Origin of the sequence: Acetobacter papayae (assembly GCF_047721125.1) — a bacterium.
Lineage (GTDB): Bacteria > Pseudomonadota > Alphaproteobacteria > Acetobacterales > Acetobacteraceae > Acetobacter > Acetobacter papayae.
The window spans coordinates 1-17,143 of the sequence record NZ_JBDNWF010000047.1; the positions used below are offsets into that span (position 1 = coordinate 1).

Here is a 17,143-nt window from a genome sequence, read left to right on the forward strand (position 1 = left end):
CCCCGCATACCGCCCGGCCCCCGCCTCCAATACGCCGGTCGCGGCCCGCTCTGGCCGCCGCGCCCTGCTGACAGGCAACCAGAACGCACAGGATAACACCCACACATGATGGGGCGGCTTGTCCTGTCCGCGCCGCAGGCTGGCCAGCCATGGCGCGCGCGCATCCAGAACAGCCCGGACATGGCCCGCACCTGCGTGGGCCTTACCCCTGAGGAAGCCCGCTCCCGGCTGGCCAGCCTGTTCAGCCTGTGCGGTGCGGCCCATGCCGCCGCCGCCACACAGGCACTGGGCCTGCCGGAACAGGACAGCCCCAATACCAGCGCAACGCATGACATCCTGCGCGACCACGCCCTTGAGCTGCTGCACACATGGCCGCGCCATCTGGGCCTGACACTGGATAGGACATGGCTGACACGCACCCTCGGCGCTGGAAACGATAAGGCAGACAACGCACGCACGCAGCTTGCCACCGCCCTGACCGGGCTGGAAACACCGCTGGCCCTGCTGGCAGAGGCGGATTTTACGCTCTGGCTTGAGGCCGTGCGTACAGCGCAGACACCCCCGCCACTGGCCGCCGTGCTGGCGGCCCTACGCCTGATCGCCCCGCCGGATCAGGGCCGGGCGGACCTGCCCTCCCCCAACAGCACCGACCTTGAAGCCATAACCACAGGCAAAGCCCCCGCGCGGGATGCGAGTATTCTGGCCGACCACCGCAATACCCCGCTCCTGCGCGGGCTGATCGCGCGTGAAGGGGTCAGCCTTTTCGTGCGGATGGTCGCACGCGCGCTGGACATTCTGGCGGCCCTGTCCAACCCTGCGCAGCTTTTTGCCCGCACCCGCGCGCTGGCGGCCCACCTGCCTGCCGGGCCGGATGGAGCCACCGGCGGGCGGCTGGGTGTGGCCCGTGCGGCGCGCGGCGTATTGGTGCACCACGCCACCATACAAAACGGCCGCATAAGAGCTTATACTGTTCTTTCACCCACGGGCTGGCACATGGCACAGGACGGGCTGCTAAGCCGCTGCCTGCGCAGCCTGCCCCTGACGGACAGCCCGGCCCTGCTGCCCGCATTGCTGATTTCGGCCATTAACCCCTGCGTGCCAGCGCTTGTGGAACCCTAGACCATGCACGAACTCTCCTTGTGTGAAAGCCTGCTTGACGTGATCGAGGACACCGCCCGCCGGGAAGGGTTCTCGCAGGTGCGCGTGGTACGGCTGGAGGTAGGACAGTTTGCCGGGGTAGAGCTTTCAGCGCTGCGTTTCGGGTTTGAGGCGGTCAAAACCGGCACCATCGCCCACGATGCCCGGCTTGAAATCGAGCAGACACCCGGCACGGCCTGGTGCTTTGACTGCGAAAAAACCGTAACCCTTGAGGATCGGCTCTCCCCCTGCCCCCTGTGCGGCGGCGGGCGGGTGCAGCCCTCGGGGGGAACAGACATCAGAATCAGGGATCTGGAGGTACTCTAAATGTGCACGACATGCGGATGCAGCAGCGATGGCAGCGTGACCATGGACCCCGGCCACCACCATGACCACACCCACACACCCACCGGGCAGTGTCATGAACATGGTGCGCAAGAACACGACAGGCACGGACAGCCTCACCCCCCGCACACCCACGATGCGCATGGACACAGCGCCCATAGCCACAGCACTCATGAGCATAGCGCGCACGGGCATAGCCACACCCACGGCCCACACAGCGAAGGCCCGGCCCATACAAATGGCCCCGATCACCATGATTACGGCACCGGCCCGGCCCGCTCCCACGCACCGGGGCTGACACAGGCGCGCATGGTGGAAATCGAGCGCAACATCCTGTCCAAAAACGATGCCTATGCCCGCCAGAACCGCGAAACGCTGGCCCGCAACGGTGTGCTGGCCCTCAACCTGCTGGCCGGGCCGGGTGCGGGCAAAACCACCCTGCTGGTGGAAACGCTCAAACTGCTGCACGGCAGCATACCCGCCGCCGTGATCGAGGGAGACCAGCAGACCAGCAACGATGCCGAGCGTATCCGCGCAACCGGCGTGCGGGCAGTGCAGATCAACACCGGCAAGGGCTGCCACCTTGATGCGCATCAGGTCGGCCATGCGCTGGAACACCTGCCCCTGCCGCCGGGTGGGGTGCTGTTTGTGGAAAATGTCGGCAACCTTGTCTGCCCCGCCGCCTTCGATCTGGGCGAGAGCCTGCGTGTCACGCTGCTTTCGGTTACGGAAGGCGAGGACAAACCCCTTAAATACCCGGATATTTTCCACAATGCCGATCTGGTTATCCTGACCAAGACCGACCTTGTGCCTTATCTGGGCACGGATATGGCCCTGCTGGAAACCAATATCCGCCGCGTGGCCCCCAAGGCACGCATCCTGCACACGGGCGCGCGCACGGGAGCTGGCATGGACACATGGCTGGACTGGTTGAAAACCGAGCGCAGCACATGGCTTTCGGCACTGGCCACACAGGCCGAGACCCGCGCCGCAACCCTGCGGGCAGCCGGCTGATGGCGGATGTGGACACACGCCCGTCCATTCTCGTGGTGGATGACGAGCCGCGCTCGGCGGAAGTCATGGCGCGCGTCCTGCGCGAGAGTTTTGATGTCCACATCGCCCATAATGCCGATACCGCGCGCGAATGTCTGGAAACCCACTGGATACAGGCCATTTTCTGCGACCAGCGGATGCCCGGCCTGACAGGCACTCGCTTTCTGGCCGAAGTCCGCACCCGCTGGCCCGATATCGTGCGGGTGATCGTAACCGGCTATACCGAACCCGAAGACATGATCGATGCGATCAACGAAGCGGGGATCTACCATTACATTACCAAACCCTGGCACCCCGACCAGCTTCTGCTGACCGCGCGCAACGCCACCCATCTGTTTGCCATGCAGCGCGACCACGAGCGGCTTTCGCTCGAACTGCGACTGGCCTCCCCCATTGCGGAAGGGCGGCTGCTGCGCCAGCGCGAGCGCGTGCGCGGGCGCTACCAGTTTGATTCCATCATCCGCGCCACCACCAGCCCGCTGAACGATACATGCCGGCAGGCCGCCAAGGTCGCGGTTTTTGACATTCCCGTTCTTATTCAGGGAGAAACTGGAACCGGAAAAGAACTGATGGCCCGCGCCCTGCATTACGCCAGCCAGCGCGACAGCGGCACGTTCGTCGCTGTAAACTGCGGGGCCATACCGGATGAACTGCTGGAATCCGAATTATTTGGCCACCGTAAAGGCGCTTTTACCGGCGCGCATGCCAACCGGCGCGGGCTGGTGGAAGAGGCCGATGGCGGCACCCTTTTTCTGGATGAAATAGGCGATATATCACCAGCTTTTCAGGTCAAGCTGCTGCGTTTCCTGCAAGAAGGCGAGTTTCGCGCCCTTGGCACCAATGAAACCACCCATGCCAATGTGCGCGTGCTGGCCGCCACCCACCGCGACCTGCCAGAAGAAGTCCGCGCCGGGCGTTTTCGCGAAGACCTGTATTACCGGCTGGCGGCCATGACGCTGACAATCCCGCCCCTGCGTGAACGCCCCGAGGATATCCGCGTGCTGGCTACCCACCTGCTGGACGAGGCCTGCCAGCGCCATGGCCGCCGTGCACGCGGGTTCAGCCCCGATGTCATGGCCCTGCTCATGCGCCATGACTGGCCGGGCAATGTGCGCGAACTCCAGAACGAAATCCTGCGCATGCTGGTTCTGACTGAAGATGACACACTGGGAGCAGAGCTACTCTCACCCGCCCTGCGCTTTCCACGCGCGGCCCTGCCTCACCCAGCCCGGCTGCCCCTTGCCCAGCCACAGGGCACCTTGCATGCGCCCCCCACCCCTGCGACACAGGACAACACCACCGCCGAGCCCCTGCCTGAAGATGGCTCCATGCAGGAAAGGCTGGATACGCTCGAAGCCCGTATTCTAGCCCAAACCATTGCGCGCTGTGGCTGGAACAAGAGCCTGACCGCGCGCGAGCTTGGCCTCTCACGCGTGGGCCTGCGCGCCAAGCTTGAACGCTACGGCATTGTGCCTGAAGCCGTTCATCGCCCCCTGCCGTAAGGATACCCCGCCATGTGCCTTGGAATTCCCGCCCGGATTACGGGCATTGCCGATGCCGCTGCCATGCTGGCGGATGTTGATGTCCATGGCGTGCGCCGTCAGGTGGATGTGCTGTGCGTGGCCCCGCCCGATGCGCCGCTGGAAGAACTGGTGGGCTCATGGGTACTGGTGCATGTAGGCTTTGCCATGAGCCGTATTTCAGAACCCGAAGCCCGCGCCACACTCGCCCTGCTGGCCGAAATGGGCGAATTGCAGGAGGAACTCACCGCTATGCAGGCCTCTGGCACGACAGGAGGCCCCCATGCGGTTCAGTGACGAATTTCGTGATCCCGCGCTAGCTGAAAAGCTTTTTACGGAAATCGCCCGCTCGGCTGAAAACCTTGCCCACTTCCGCGAAAAACCCGTTACAGTCATGGAAGTGTGCGGGGGGCATACGCATACAATTTTCCGCTACGGGCTGAAAGACCGGCTACCCGAAACGATCGAATTCGCCCACGGGCCGGGCTGCCCGGTCTGTGTCCTGCCCATGGGGCGGATTGATGACGCCATAACCCTCGCCCAGCGGCCCGAGGTTATCCTGACCACCTTTGGCGATGCCCTGCGCGTGCCGGGGGCTCAGGGGTCGCTCCTGCAGGCGCGCGCGGCGGGGGCGGATATCCGCATGGTGTATTCCCCGCTGGACGCGCTGGAGCTTGCCCGCAAAAACCCCACGCGTGAGGTAATATTTTTCGCACTCGGGTTTGAAACCACCGCCCCATCCACAGCGCTCACCGTCCTGCGCGCAGCCCGTGAGGGGATAAAAAACTTCTCGCTCCTGTGCCAGCATATCCTGATTGTACCCACCCTGCGCGCGCTGCTCATGCAGCCCGATTTTACGGTGGATGGTTTTATCGGCCCCGGCCATGTGGCCATGGTTACAGGCACCCAGCCCTATGACTTTGTGGCCAGCACGTTCCACCGCCCATTTGTGGTGGCGGGTTTCGAACCGCTCGATATTCTCCAGTCCCTGCTGATGGTGCTGCGCCAGCTTGAACGCGGGCAGGCCATGGTGGAAAACCAGTATGCCCGCGTGGTGCCGCCCGATGGCAACCCCGCCGCCCAGACCGCCATGCGCCAGGTATACGAAACCCGCGCGGACAGTGCCTGGCGCGGGCTGGGCACCATTGCGTTTTCCGGCCTGCAACTGCGCCCCGCATGGCGCGCATTCGATGCCGAGCACCGCTTTACCCTTACACCGCATAGCGTGCCCGACCCGGCCTCCGCCCGCTGCGGGGCCGTGCTGACCGGGCGCATCCGCCCGACGGAATGCCCTGCTTTCGGGCAGGACTGCACGCCAGATGCCCCTTTGGGCGCGCTCATGGTATCATCCGAAGGCGCGTGTGCCGCGTGTTACGATTACGAGGGGGCGAGGCAGGTCGCATGAACAGCATACCCGGCATTGGCACTGGGGGGCGTATCACCATGGCGCATGGTGGGGGTGGCACCGCCATGCGCGCCCTGATCGACACGCTTTTTCTTGAAGCCTTTTCCGCAACACCCCACGCCCCGCAGGAAGATCAGGCCCGCCTGCCGCTGCACGAACTGGCGGCGGGGGGAGACAGGCTGGCTTTCACCACCGATTCTTTCGTGGTGGAACCGCTGGAATTTCCCGGCGGCAATATCGGCACGCTGGCCATATGCGGCACGGTCAATGATCTGGTGGTGGGGGGCGCACGACCCGTGGCCCTGTCCGCTGCCTTCATTCTGGCCGAAGGGCTGGAACTGGCCTGCCTGCGCCGCATCGTGGCCGCCATGGCCGACTGCGCGCGCGAGGCCGGAGTGCGGATTGTTACCGGCGATACCAAAGTCGTGCCCAAAGGGGCGTGCGACGGGCTGTATGTCACCACATCGGGCGTGGGGGTCATTCCCGCCGCGCGCGCCATCAGCATTACCGCTGCGCAGCCGGGCGATGTGGTGCTGGTCAACGGCACGCTGGGCGACCACGGGGCGGCTATTCTGTGCGCGCGGGGCGATCTGGCGCTGGATGTCGCCATTGCCAGCGACTGCGCGCCCCTTGGCGGGCTGGTAGAAGTCCTGCTGGCCGCCGCCCCCAACACCCGCAGCCTGCGCGATGCCACGCGCGGCGGTGTAGCAGGCGTGCTGAGCGAACTGGCCGAGGCCAGTAATGTCAGCCTCACGCTGGACGAGACAACCCTACCTGTCCGCCCCGATGTGGTGGGCGTGTGCGAAATTCTGGGGCTGGAGCCGCTTTTTCTCGCCAATGAAGGCAAGCTGGTCGCTGTTGTGCCGCAGGCCGAGGCCGAAGCCGCACTCGCCGCCCTGCGCGCCCACCCGCTGGGCCGGCAGGCAGCAGCCATTGGCACCGTGGCACAGGCCGGGCCGCATGGCCCCTCCGTGGTGCTGCGCAACGCGTTTGGCGGGCGGCGCACCGTTACCATGCCATCGGGCGAACAACTGCCGAGAATCTGCTGAAATGGCGCGCGCGCGCTCATCACTCGCCCTCATGGCGGGGCTATGCGGGCTGAATGCAGGCCTGTGGGGGCTGGCCGCCTGCGTGGGCCTTGGCTCACCCGGCCTGCTGGCCCCGGCTTTTGTGGCCTGGACATTCGGCATGCGCCACGCGCTGGATGCAGACCATATCGCCGCGATTGATGTCGTCACGCGCAGGTTGCTGGCGCGCGATCACAGACCCATTCTTGTGGGGCTGTTTTTCTCGCTCGGTCATTCCACCGTGGTGATTGTGGCCACCTACGCGCTGCTGCACCTGCCCGTGCACACATGGCTGGAGCGCTGGCACCTTGTGGGCGGTATGGTGGGGGGGAGCATTTCCATTGCCTTCCTGCTGGCCATGGCACTGCTCAATGGCGCTGCCGCCAGAACCCAGTGGCAGAGCCTCAAGGCGGGCCATTCCATAGCCCCCCGCCCCATGGGGGGGCTCATGCGCCTGCTGGCCCCCGTAACCGACATGATCCGCCATGAACGGCAGATGTATTATCTGGGCTTTCTGTTCGGTCTGGGTTTTGACACGGCAACGGAAATCGGCCTGCTGGGCCTTGCCACATCCAGCCATGCCACAGCCCCCACATGGGCGCTCATGCTGCTGCCCCTGCTGTTTACCGCCGCCATGATGCTGATGGACAGCCTCGATACGGTGCTGATGATCCGGGCTTGGACATGGAGTGCCCACTCCGCCCGCCGCCGCGCGCGCTATACGGTTTCTGTCACGGCCCTTTCAGCCGCCGCCGCCCTTGCCGTGGCCCTGCTTGAACTGGCCCAGATGCCCGGCATTGCCGAGCGGGTGCCCAACTGGGCCGCCACTGTGGCGGATATGGCCGCCGCGCATTTTCCCCTCCTTGGCGCTGGTCTTGTTTTTCTGTTTCTGGGCCTGTGGGGCGTTGCGGCCCTGCGTGGAGCGCGAGACAGCAAAAACACCCGACAAGCCCGCCCGCGCTGCTAGCCCCCCGCCATGGTGGTGGCTCTTGGGCATAAAGTCGGGCAGAATCAACGCCTATCGCTAACGCCGGGCATGAAAGAGTCGCTCCAGCTTCTGAAAATGCCGCTCCCAGCACTGCTGGATTTCATAGACCAGAAAATTGCCGCCAACCCGTTTCTGGACTGGAAAGACGGGGCTCCCCCCTCCGCCCTGACCCGGCTGAGCGGCTTTGCGCAGGATGCCGCCGACACGCTTGAAGCCCAGCCCCCCTCCACCGCCTATAGTCTGCTGCACCAACTGGCCGCCCAACACGCTACCGAACTGGAACAGCGCTGCGCACTGGCTATTCTGGACGCGCTGGACGAGTTGGGCCGCCTGCCTATCCCCCCCGCCGAAGTGGCCCGGAACGCGCACCTGCCCCCCGGCTTGCTGGAACAGGTGCGCCAGCGGCTGCTGCGGCTGGAACCCTGCGGGGTAGCCGCCCGCTCGCTGGAGGAATGCCTGCATGTCCAGCTTGAGGAACAGGGGGAGGCCCACCCCGACATGCTGGCCGTACTGGCGCATCTGCCCCTGCTGGCCAGCCGGGGGGCAGCTCATCTGGCCAGTGTGGCGGGCCTTTCGGTGCAGACGGTAAAAGACCTGCTGACCCGGCTACGCGGGCTTGATCCTTTTCCATGGCGGCAGGCCGAGGGCGCGCAGCCCGCCGGAATCCGCCCCGAGCTGATAGCCAGCAAGACCGAAACCGGCACATGGGCCATAACTCTGCCCGATACGCCGGAAGAAGCAATCCGCTTTGAAACCGCACTAATCACGCGCATACGCCGCACGCAGCACGCCCATACTCCCCCGGCCGACACCCCGGACATGACCGCGCACTGGCAGGCACAGGCCCGCTGGCTGATGCGCGCCCTCCCCCGCCGCAGCCACAGCCTGCTAGCCGTGGCGCGGCATGTGCTGCACTATCAGGCCGCCAGTCTGGACCACGGCCCGCAGGCCCTGCGCCCTTTGAGCATGGTGCAGGTAGCCCGCGCCCTGCGGCTGAACGACAGCACCATCAGCCGGATTGTTGCCAACAAATATGTGCAGACCCCGCGCGGCACACTGCCCCTGCGTGCCTTTTTTTCAGCCGCACTGGGGGCGGATACGGACACTGCACAGGCTAGCGGGGCCGCGCGGGCCTGCCTTTTGCACCTGCTGGAAAGCGAGACGGCGCACAGAGTCCGCTCCGATCAGGATTATGCCGAGGCCCTGCGCCAGCACGGCTTCAGCCTCTCACGCCGTACGGTGGTGAAATACCGCAGAATGCTGGGCATTCCCTCATCGTTCGAGCGGATGCAGGCATGGCGGGCCGGAACGGTTCGCCCCGCATAGGTGTAAAATATGGAAATATTATCTTTCCATTGTTGTTGTTTATTCCCCACATCCAGCCCGGTATTCAAAACGTTAGACGAAACGCCATCATGCCTTCCCCAATCGGGATTTCGGGGCTGATGCCCGTTTCAGATGTACTTACCAACCGGAGTATCCTTACCATGAAGCTCAGCATGTTCTCTGCCTCCGCCATGGCGCTCACTCTTGGCCTGCTGGCCACCCACCCGGCCTCCGCACAGGTTGTGACCAACGCCGCACAGGCCGAATCCGGCACCTATGACGTGGAACCCGGCCACACGCAGGTTGATTTTTCCGTCCTGCATTTTGGCTTCACCAACTACAGTGGCGTTTTCTCCAACGTGTCCGGCACCCTGAACCTAGATACGAAAAACCCCGCCGCTTCCAAGCTGTCCGTGACCATTCCGGTAGACTCCGTGCAGACCACCAGCTCCAAGCTGGATGAAGAACTCAAGGGCGACCAGTGGTTCGACTCTGCCAAGTTCCCCAAGGCCACGTTTGAATCCACCTCCGTGCACCTGACCGGCCATAACGAAGCTGTCGTGACCGGCAACCTGACGCTGCATGGCGTAACCAAGCCCGAAACGCTGAAAGTGCGCTTTATCGGTGCAGGCGTGAACCCGATGGACAAGAAATACACCACCGGCTTTGAAGCCACCGGCACCATCAAGCGCAGCGACTTCGGCGTGAAGATGTATGTCCCCTATGTTGGTGATGATGTGCGCCTGCACATTGCCGGCGCTTTCGAACGTCAGGGCTGACACCATGGCCACGCCCGCGAGCACAGCAAGCGGGGTCACGCGGTACACCACGGTTGCGATCATCCTTCACTGGATGATCGCACTGGGTATCCTGACGCTGATTGCCATGGGGCTGGTCATGGACCACCTCACCCTTGATCCGATGCGTGTGTTCCAGCTCTACCAGCTGCACAAATCCATCGGTATCAGCGTCATGTTTCTTATTGCATTACGGATCGGCTGGCGGCTGACGCATACAGCGCCCCCCCTACCCGCAGACATGCCCGCACGGGAGAAAAAAGGCGCGCATCTGGCGCATCTGGCCCTTTACGGTTTGCAGGTTGTCCTACCGCTCAGTGGCTGGGCCATGGTGTCGGTTTCCGTGCTGGGTATCCCCACGGTGCTGTTTGGCACCCTGCCCTGGCCAGACCTGCCCGTGCTTTCGACCCTGAGCGACAAGGCCCCGGTTGAAGCAGCCCTCAAAGGCTTTCACCACTGGGCCGCATGGGGTCTGCTGGGGCTGATTATCCTGCATGTGGCCGCTGCCCTGCGCCACCGTTTTGTCCTGCATGACACCGTTATGAGCCAGATGCTGCCCGGTGCGGGCAGATCATTCCCATCACGCCAGAAGGGAGAAACCCCATGAAGGCTTTTACCCCATTCCTGCCGGCTGCCATGGTGGCCGGACTGCTGCTCAGCACTCCTGTTTTCGCTGCCGACTGGACACTGGCTGCGGGCAACGGCACGCTGGGTTTTTCCGGCACCCAGACGGGCAAGACGTTTGAGGGGCATTTCACAAAATACGATGGCAGTATCACGTTTGATCCGGCCCACCCCGAAGCCGGTCATGCCAAAATCACTATCGACATGGCCAGCGCGACAACGGGCGATGCCCAGCGTGATGGCGCCCTGCCCGGCCATGACTGGTTCGATGTAAAAACCTTCCCTACCGCCGTGTTTGAGGTGAAAGACTTCAAAGCCAAAGGCGGTAACGCGTTTGACGCCGAAGGCACGCTCACCATCAAGGGCGTGAGCAAACCTGTTACCCTGCCACTGACCATCGACACCACCGGCACCACCCTGCATGCCAAGGGGCACCTGCCGCTTGTGCGCTCGGCGTTCAATGTCGGGATTGGCCCATGGTCTACCGGACAATGGGTTGCCCTTGACGTGGGCGTGGATGTTGACGTGACAGCACAGGGCGGCTGACCCACCGGGTGTTCTTCGCACGCCTGCCCGGTGCTGACAGCCGTTCTGTTGCGGCAAAAGCGGGGGCTGAGTCTTCCGGCCCCATGACATTGCCCAGAAACCGGCGGCGGGAGCCTCTCCCTGCCGCCGGTTTTGCTATGTGCCACAGCATTTTACGCGCCGGATCGTGTCTGCGGCTCCTTTATAGATAAAAAATAGAAACTTTAAGTTTATACCATTTCTATTATTTATCTCTCAAATCCAGCGTAAACAGAAAGACATCGGCAGCCTGAAACACAGGCCAGCCCCCTTCTGAAACATAAGGTACGCTGTCATGAAATCCATTTTCCCGCGCGATACGGTTCTGCTGGTAGCCCGCCTGCTGCTGTCTTCTCTGTTTGTCATGATGGGCTGGGGCAAGCTGACAGGCTTTTCCGGCACAATCGCTTACATGGCCGCCACCGGCGCGCCGTTGCCCAGCCTTTCCGCCGTTATTTCCATTGTGGTCGAGCTTGGCCTTGGCGCACTGCTGGCGTTTGGCGCATTCACCGCACCCATTGCCACTCTCTTTGCGCTCTATACCATCGTAACCGCGTTTATCGGCCACCATTACTGGACTTTTTCCGGCATGGAACGGTACGATATGTGGATTCACTTCTACAAAAACTTCAGCATTGCCGGTGGTTTTCTCGCACTAGCCAGTGCAGGGCCGGGGCGTTTCTCGCTCGATACGCTGCTGAACTCCACCACTCGGAATGTCCGCTCGTAATACCCCTAGAGCAAACCATGTCAAAATCAGAAATAGAGCGTTTCTGATTTTGGCGTAGCCCTCTTTCTCACAGGAATTATCGTCATGGGGTTTCTGAACACCTTACGGAAACTGTTTTCAACACCAGTGAAAGAAACAAAAATGCCCAAGGTTCTCGTTCTTTACTATTCCTCCTATGGCCATATCGAAACCATGGCCAATGCCGTTGCCGAGGGCGTACGCGCCGCAGGGCTTACCGCCGATGTGAAGCGTGTGCCTGAACTGGTGCCCGAAGATGTGGCCAAGGCCCACCACTTCAAAACCGAGCAGTCCGCGCCGCTGGCCACCCCGGCCGAACTGGCGGATTACGATGCCATTATCCTTGGCGCACCCACGCGCTTTGGCCGCCTGCCTGCTCAGATGGCAAATTTCTGGGACCAGACCGGCGGCCTGTGGCTGCAAGGTGCGCTGATTGGCAAGGTGGGCGCGGTGTTTACCTCCACCGCATCGCAGCATGGCGGGCAGGAAACGACCCTGTATTCGCTCATGTCGAACCTGATCCACCACGGTATGGTCATCAGCGGTCTACCCTACAGCTTTCAGGGCCAGCTCAAGCTTGATGCCGTAACGGGTGGTTCGCCCTATGGCGCCACCACCATTGCCGCAGGCGACGGCTCCCGCCAGCCGGACGCCAACGAACTCGAAGGCGCGAAATTCCTCGGCCAGCACGTAGCCGGTATCACCAAAAAACTCGCAGCCTAAAACTTGTAATCTCTTATTACAATTTCCGCCTGTCTGCCTGATTTTGGAGCAGACAGGCGGTTCTACGGAACACGCAGACTATCGGCCTTGAGCTTACCTTCTTACACGGAAAATATTTTTCCGCGTACAGGCCCCCCCCCCCTTTCGAAATATACATCTTGTCTGCGTATCTATGATTTTTGTGGATTTGTCACCGCATCAGGTCGTCAGCAAAGCGTCGCAGAAGCACTTGTAACTGCCCAAGGTCAGCATCTGTCCAGTCGACAAGGATGCGGTTCGCCAGCCTTTCGCGGGCTGCATTCAGCACGCCGACCATTTCTCGCCCCTTGCCAGTCACGGTTGCTTCGCGAACACGTTTGTCCGTTGCGGAAGGGTTCCGCTCGATAAGGCCAAGTTCTTCCAGCTTGCTCATTTGTCGGCTGATCGTGGTGTGATCACGACCGATCCGGTCTGCCAGATCGACAACCCCGATAGGACCGTAACGCCACACACGCGCCAGAAGGGGAAACAGAGCCCGATCCAGTGGAATACCCGCTTCTTCGATCAATCGATCATCACGGCGAGGCCGGTTGATTTCATCAACCAGATCAATGACTGCGGCTTGCAGTCTGCTTAGGATCTCGGGGTCATGTGTATTATTCACGTTTATTGTTGCCTTGGAAACCAAACTCATATACGTGAATAATACACATTAATTCGCGGAGTAGCCAGTGTCTTTCGATACAGATGTCCTGATAGCGGGTAGCGGAGCCGCAGGCCTGACACTTGCAATCGACCTCGCCCGTCGTGGGGTTTCGTTTCGCTTGATCGAGCAGAACGCGCAGCCGTTCAACGGGTCACGCGGTAAGGGTATCCAGCCCCGGACACTGGAGATTTTCGAAGATCTCGGCTTTATCGACCGCATGGCGGCGGCAGGTGGACCCTATCCGTTGCTTTGTCAGTATCGGCCTGATGGAAGCTATAAAGTACAACTTCTGACGGAGGCAGAAGTTTTGCCAACTCCCGCCGAACCTTATGCCGCACCGCTGATGTTGCCGCAGTTCGCAACCGAAGCCGTTATGCGGGAGCGGCTTGCCGAACTCGGCCATTATCCTTGCTTCAGCACACGGCTAGTGGGCTTTGAGCAGGACTCCCATGGTGTGACGGCGAGGATCGAACAGGAAACCGGCGAGCATGTTATCCGTGCCCGGTTCCTTGTCGGCACCGATGGCGGTCGCAGCTTCGTGCGCCATGCCTTGGCTATCGATTTTCCCGGAGAAACATTGGGGGTACGCGCAATCGTTGCCGATGTGCGGCTGGAGGGTCTTGATCGTCTCAACTGGCACCGCTTCCAACTCGGTTTACCCGAAACACAAGTGATGATCTGCCCACTGGCAGGAACGGATCTGTTTCAGGTTCAAGCACCCGTGGCGCTGGAAGGAGAAATCGACCTGTCTCCTGCTGGACTGACCGAGTTCATCCAGAACCGAACCAACAGAGGGGACATCATCGTCCGTTCGGTGCCCTGGTCCTCGGTCTATACGATGAACGCGCGTCTGGCTGATCGCTACCAGGTCGGGCGTGTCTTCATTGCGGGGGATGCTGCCCATGTTCACCCGCCCACTGGTGGTCAGGGTCTCAATACCAGCGTTCAGGATGCCTATAATCTCGGCTGGAAGCTGGCGGCCGTACTTGCGGGGGCACCCGAGACGCTGCTCGATAGCTACGAGGCAGAGCGCCGACCGATCGCGTCGAACATGCTGCGTCTCTCAACGCGGCTACTTGGCGAGGCAAAGCAAGGCACCATGCGGCGCGACCGCGAAGCCCGGCAACTCGACCTCGGCTATCGCGGTTCATCGTTAAGCATGCCCGGCCCAGCGGGTAGTAAAGTGCAGGCTGGCGACCGCGCCCCCGATGCTCCCTGTCGCGGGCAGGCGGGGCAACGGACACGGCTGTTCACGGTTTTTCAAGGACCTCACTGGACCTTACTCGGCTATGAGACGCGCGAACGGCCATCGCCCATCGCAGGCGTCCGTATCGTCACCATCGGCGCAACGCATGAACTCGTTGATGATAATGGCCATATTGCCGAAGCGTATGGGATCGAACCCGGTCAATGGGTGCTCGTGCGTCCGGACGGCTATATCGCCGGGATCTTTTCTTCCGACGGGCTGGAAGCGGGGCTTTCGCGGTACCTTGCACACGCGCCACCGTCCTGAACTGAAAATTTACATCTCACTTCAATAACAACGCCCGGTTCTGACAAACAGGGCGTAGAAAGATTGGGTCTGACGCTCAGACAGGCGTGCGTCTGTCTACCTGACAGCTATATCTCATTACAGTAATTAACCGCCATAAACGTCCACGTTACGAATAGCTGCTCTCGGTCATTCGTAACCTGCAACAGGGATTCAACATTCGTCTTCATGCTGGACGCCTTTTGTGTAGCTTAAAAATTTTACAAACCCGGACATTGGCAACCTCCAGATCGGCCCTGTTTCCATCCGGTATCCATGCGCAATTTTTGCTGCATAAAAGCTATAGTTCGGAGCACGTAAAGCCCGCCTTTATCGGCAGGCTTTTTTTTAACGTCTACATTTCAGGACATGTCATATCGGATACCAACCAGCATCCAGCCCTGCGTGGCAAAGCAGCCACGAGGTTCGCCAAGGATAACAGAAACATCGTTACTCTGACGGACGATCAGCAGAAACATCTTCTACAGGCCAATCTTCCGAGCTATGAGGCAATCGTTCGTCTACAATCCAGAAAGAGGCTGGCCGGACGCCCGTGCTGCTATCAATAGCGGCTACAAACGCAAGGCCGTCAGGATCATCGAGGAGCAGGTGCGCTCGTCATGAACGGTTTGGTCAAGAGACGGCACGACGAGGCCATGCTGCTGAAAGGACGATATTGATGATTCGCGCTATTCTGAGCCTGATTTGTGCCCTCTGTATTGGTGGAACCGCCCTCGCGGGCACCAAGCCGGAGTCTTTGGAGGAACAGTCTTATAACGGCAACACGGTGTTCAACGAGGAACTCGACGAAAAGGCGTTTCTCAATGGGCGGTTGATCGTGCGCATCGAGCGTGTTTCCACCTGTGTGTCGGCGGTCTGGACCCGCAGCGGCGACGTCGGATCGCCGCTGCGGCGCGACCTGCTGGAATGGGACAAGATGTTTGATGGCGATCCTCGGATCGATGCTGGGTTTTACTATTTAACGTTTGTCTATGCAGACCATCGAAGCGACGATGTCGTGTCCATGCCTCTCACGGCGCATCCGGACCGTTTTGAAGATACGGCCGGTGTCACCCTCTTATCGTGCCAACCGAAACGGCATCATCGCAGGTGAGGGTCTTTGCGCTGGACGATCCCGCCGGAAATATAACGCGCGGCACGTTTGCCAGAGTAGAACCCATTCAGATGGGATCATCTGAATGGGTGAAAAGTCGCCAGACACAGTTTATCTTCCAAAGTCGACCTTCCCCCTCCCCCTTATGCGCCTGCCTGTTGAGCGAACATGAAGCAGACAGACGGCGGTCACATACATGTCGGACATTCCTAACTCACATTTAGACGCCTATTGCTGACAGTCGGAAAACGGCCAGTCCAGAATGTCTATAATGCGCGCTACCCAGCTAGACAAACGTAACATGGAAAGTTATCGTCAATTTAGGGTTTAAATTTCCGAATTGAGCAGGTGAAATGAAATATTAATTGCTAAAAGAAATATCATATTATGTATTGAATGTGATTTTGAAAAATATTCTTCACAACCAATCCAATATTGACGCACTCTCTATAATAGATTGAGATTTATATAATGGCATACGATTTAGAAAAAAGATTAGTAGTTGGTGTCGCATCCAGCGCGGTTTTTGATCTCAGTGTTTCAGACAGCATTTTTAGACGAGACGGAGAAGAAAAATATAGAAAATACCAAGAGGAAAATTTACATGTTCCTCTTCCAACGGGTATCGCCTTTCCGTTTGTAAAGCGCCTGTTATCATTAAATGATCTCAGTCCTGATAAGGTAGACCCACTCGTGGAAGTGGTGTTGCTGTCAAGAAATGACCCCGACACAGGTTTGAGGGTTATGAAGACGATATCTCATTATAGTCTCGATATCACCCGCGCAATTTTCATGCAGGGGAAATCCCCATATGAATACATACCAGCTTTTAATATTGCTTTATTTTTATCCGCTCATAAGCCAGACGTCGACGCCGCAATCAATTTGGGACATCCTGCCGGTCAGGTACTCGACTCTACATTTCAAGACGACGAAAAAGATAATACTTTAAGAATCGCATTTGATTTTGATGGCGTGCTTGCCGGGGACGAATCTGAGGCCGTGATGCAATCATCGGGTTTAGATAGATTTCATGAACACGAAACGCGAAATGTTATGCAACCACACAACCCAGGACCTCTCCAAAAATTTCTAGTAGAAATGTCGAAAATACAAAAAATAGAAGAAGAATATAAAAGCAATAATCCTGACTATAAAAATAGACTCAGGATATCAATAGTTACAGCACGCAATGCACCTTCTCACGAGCGAGCACTCCGCACTCTAAAGAGCTGGAACGTTATGGCGAATGATGCCTTTTTCCTTGGTGGCGTCGAAAAAGGAAAAATTTTATCCGTACTTAAGCCGCATATTTTCTTCGATGATCAGTCTGGCCACCTGCGGTCAGCTAGCGCTGTAGCACCATCAGTTCACATCCCATTTGGCATTACCAATCAGCAAAAGGTCGATTTATCTAAATCAACTTCTTAAAATAATGACCATAAAACGAATTTTCTTTCATCAATTCCATTGTCAAATTTCTGACTCCATAACTGAAAACCGGCCTATTGCCCCC

General features: G+C 59.7%; 18 protein-coding genes. 17 read left to right on the forward strand and 1 reads right to left on the reverse strand.

Annotated features, from left to right (window positions below; translation table 11 throughout):
* Positions 1-105: 105 nt before the first annotated feature.
* From ABF757_RS11270 to wrbA, 14 genes are all read left to right on the forward strand, one after another.
* Positions 106-1,119, forward strand: a complete 1,014-nt coding sequence (locus ABF757_RS11270; protein ID WP_415482422.1) for a hypothetical protein — start codon at positions 106-108, stop codon at positions 1,117-1,119.
* A 3-nt stretch (positions 1,120-1,122) separates the two neighbouring features.
* Positions 1,123-1,464, forward strand: coding sequence for a hydrogenase maturation nickel metallochaperone HypA (hypA, locus tag ABF757_RS11275; protein WP_415482423.1), 342 nt, complete (start codon positions 1,123-1,125; stop codon positions 1,462-1,464).
* Positions 1,465-2,496, forward strand: coding sequence for a hydrogenase nickel incorporation protein HypB (gene hypB / locus ABF757_RS11280; protein WP_415482424.1), 1,032 nt, complete (start codon positions 1,465-1,467; stop codon positions 2,494-2,496).
* Positions 2,400-4,037, forward strand: coding sequence for a sigma-54-dependent transcriptional regulator (locus tag ABF757_RS11285; protein WP_415482425.1), 1,638 nt, complete (start codon positions 2,400-2,402; stop codon positions 4,035-4,037). The genes hypB and ABF757_RS11285 overlap by 97 nt, the downstream gene beginning before the upstream one ends.
* A gap of 12 nt (positions 4,038-4,049) precedes the next feature.
* Complete coding sequence (locus ABF757_RS11290) at positions 4,050-4,352, forward strand: HypC/HybG/HupF family hydrogenase formation chaperone (RefSeq protein ID WP_415482426.1); 303 nt, start codon at positions 4,050-4,052, stop codon at positions 4,350-4,352.
* Entirely contained in the window at positions 4,339-5,460 is a 1,122-nt protein-coding gene (gene hypD, locus ABF757_RS11295) for a hydrogenase formation protein HypD (protein ID WP_415482427.1), read from the forward strand. Before ABF757_RS11290 ends, hypD begins: the two co-directional genes overlap by 14 nt.
* Positions 5,457-6,509 carry a hydrogenase expression/formation protein HypE gene (hypE, locus tag ABF757_RS11300; RefSeq protein ID WP_415482428.1) on the forward strand — a complete coding sequence of 351 codons (1,053 nt, stop codon included), beginning with the start codon at positions 5,457-5,459 and terminating at the stop codon, positions 6,507-6,509. The genes hypD and hypE overlap by 4 nt, the downstream gene beginning before the upstream one ends.
* 1 nt (position 6,510) lies before the next feature.
* On the forward strand, positions 6,511-7,494 hold the full coding sequence (locus tag ABF757_RS11305) for a HoxN/HupN/NixA family nickel/cobalt transporter (protein ID WP_415482429.1): 984 nt from the start codon (positions 6,511-6,513) through the stop codon (positions 7,492-7,494).
* A 9-nt stretch (positions 7,495-7,503) separates the two neighbouring features.
* Positions 7,504-8,841 carry an RNA polymerase factor sigma-54 gene (gene rpoN, locus ABF757_RS11310; protein ID WP_415482430.1) on the forward strand — a complete coding sequence of 446 codons (1,338 nt, stop codon included), beginning with the start codon at positions 7,504-7,506 and terminating at the stop codon, positions 8,839-8,841.
* A gap of 161 nt (positions 8,842-9,002) precedes the next feature.
* Positions 9,003-9,620 carry a YceI family protein gene (locus ABF757_RS11315; RefSeq protein ID WP_025860341.1) on the forward strand — a complete coding sequence of 206 codons (618 nt, stop codon included), beginning with the start codon at positions 9,003-9,005 and terminating at the stop codon, positions 9,618-9,620.
* Between the two features lie 4 nt (positions 9,621-9,624).
* On the forward strand, positions 9,625-10,245 hold the full coding sequence (locus ABF757_RS11320; RefSeq protein WP_415482431.1) for a cytochrome b: 621 nt from the start codon (positions 9,625-9,627) through the stop codon (positions 10,243-10,245).
* On the forward strand, positions 10,242-10,808 hold the full coding sequence (locus ABF757_RS11325) for a YceI family protein (RefSeq protein WP_415482432.1): 567 nt from the start codon (positions 10,242-10,244) through the stop codon (positions 10,806-10,808). The genes ABF757_RS11320 and ABF757_RS11325 overlap by 4 nt, the downstream gene beginning before the upstream one ends.
* Positions 10,809-11,121: 313 nt before the next feature.
* A complete protein-coding gene (locus tag ABF757_RS11330; RefSeq protein ID WP_025860338.1) occupies positions 11,122-11,556 on the forward strand; it encodes a DoxX family protein in 435 nt (144 codons plus the stop codon).
* A gap of 141 nt (positions 11,557-11,697) precedes the next feature.
* Complete coding sequence (wrbA, locus tag ABF757_RS11335; RefSeq protein WP_415482433.1) at positions 11,698-12,297, forward strand: NAD(P)H:quinone oxidoreductase; 600 nt, start codon at positions 11,698-11,700, stop codon at positions 12,295-12,297.
* Positions 12,298-12,487: 190 nt separating this feature from the next.
* Here wrbA and ABF757_RS11340 read toward each other — a convergent pair whose 3' ends face one another.
* The gene (locus ABF757_RS11340) at positions 12,488-12,940 is read right to left on the reverse strand and encodes a MarR family winged helix-turn-helix transcriptional regulator (protein ID WP_415482434.1); all 453 of its coding nucleotides are present in this window, start codon (positions 12,938-12,940) and stop codon (positions 12,488-12,490) included.
* Between the two features lie 67 nt (positions 12,941-13,007).
* Between ABF757_RS11340 and ABF757_RS11345 the strand changes: the two genes are divergently transcribed.
* From ABF757_RS11345 to ABF757_RS11355, 3 genes are all read left to right on the forward strand, one after another.
* Positions 13,008-14,495 carry an FAD-dependent oxidoreductase gene (locus tag ABF757_RS11345; RefSeq protein ID WP_415482435.1) on the forward strand — a complete coding sequence of 496 codons (1,488 nt, stop codon included), beginning with the start codon at positions 13,008-13,010 and terminating at the stop codon, positions 14,493-14,495.
* A gap of 697 nt (positions 14,496-15,192) precedes the next feature.
* The gene (locus ABF757_RS11350) at positions 15,193-15,627 is read left to right on the forward strand and encodes a hypothetical protein (protein WP_415482436.1); all 435 of its coding nucleotides are present in this window, start codon (positions 15,193-15,195) and stop codon (positions 15,625-15,627) included.
* A 471-nt stretch (positions 15,628-16,098) separates the two neighbouring features.
* Positions 16,099-17,058 carry a 5'-nucleotidase gene (locus ABF757_RS11355; protein ID WP_415482437.1) on the forward strand — a complete coding sequence of 320 codons (960 nt, stop codon included), beginning with the start codon at positions 16,099-16,101 and terminating at the stop codon, positions 17,056-17,058.
* Positions 17,059-17,143 lie beyond the last annotated feature (85 nt).

Coding starts and splice junctions, on each gene's coding strand:
- ABF757_RS11270 (WP_415482422.1), top strand. CDS start 106: ATGATGGGGCGGCTTGTCCTGTCCGCGCCGCAGGCTGGCCAGCCATGG.
- hypA (WP_415482423.1), top strand. CDS start 1,123: ATGCACGAACTCTCCTTGTGTGAAAGCCTGCTTGACGTGATCGAGGAC.
- hypB (WP_415482424.1), top strand. CDS start 1,465: ATGTGCACGACATGCGGATGCAGCAGCGATGGCAGCGTGACCATGGAC.
- ABF757_RS11285 (WP_415482425.1), top strand. CDS start 2,400: ATGGCTGGACTGGTTGAAAACCGAGCGCAGCACATGGCTTTCGGCACT.
- ABF757_RS11290 (WP_415482426.1), top strand. CDS start 4,050: ATGTGCCTTGGAATTCCCGCCCGGATTACGGGCATTGCCGATGCCGCT.
- hypD (WP_415482427.1), top strand. CDS start 4,339: ATGCGGTTCAGTGACGAATTTCGTGATCCCGCGCTAGCTGAAAAGCTT.
- hypE (WP_415482428.1), top strand. CDS start 5,457: ATGAACAGCATACCCGGCATTGGCACTGGGGGGCGTATCACCATGGCG.
- ABF757_RS11305 (WP_415482429.1), top strand. CDS start 6,511: ATGGCGCGCGCGCGCTCATCACTCGCCCTCATGGCGGGGCTATGCGGG.
- rpoN (WP_415482430.1), top strand. CDS start 7,504: ATGGTGGTGGCTCTTGGGCATAAAGTCGGGCAGAATCAACGCCTATCG.
- ABF757_RS11315 (WP_025860341.1), top strand. CDS start 9,003: ATGAAGCTCAGCATGTTCTCTGCCTCCGCCATGGCGCTCACTCTTGGC.
- ABF757_RS11320 (WP_415482431.1), top strand. CDS start 9,625: ATGGCCACGCCCGCGAGCACAGCAAGCGGGGTCACGCGGTACACCACG.
- ABF757_RS11325 (WP_415482432.1), top strand. CDS start 10,242: ATGAAGGCTTTTACCCCATTCCTGCCGGCTGCCATGGTGGCCGGACTG.
- ABF757_RS11330 (WP_025860338.1), top strand. CDS start 11,122: ATGAAATCCATTTTCCCGCGCGATACGGTTCTGCTGGTAGCCCGCCTG.
- wrbA (WP_415482433.1), top strand. CDS start 11,698: ATGCCCAAGGTTCTCGTTCTTTACTATTCCTCCTATGGCCATATCGAA.
- ABF757_RS11350 (WP_415482436.1), top strand. CDS start 15,193: ATGATTCGCGCTATTCTGAGCCTGATTTGTGCCCTCTGTATTGGTGGA.
- ABF757_RS11355 (WP_415482437.1), top strand. CDS start 16,099: ATGGCATACGATTTAGAAAAAAGATTAGTAGTTGGTGTCGCATCCAGC.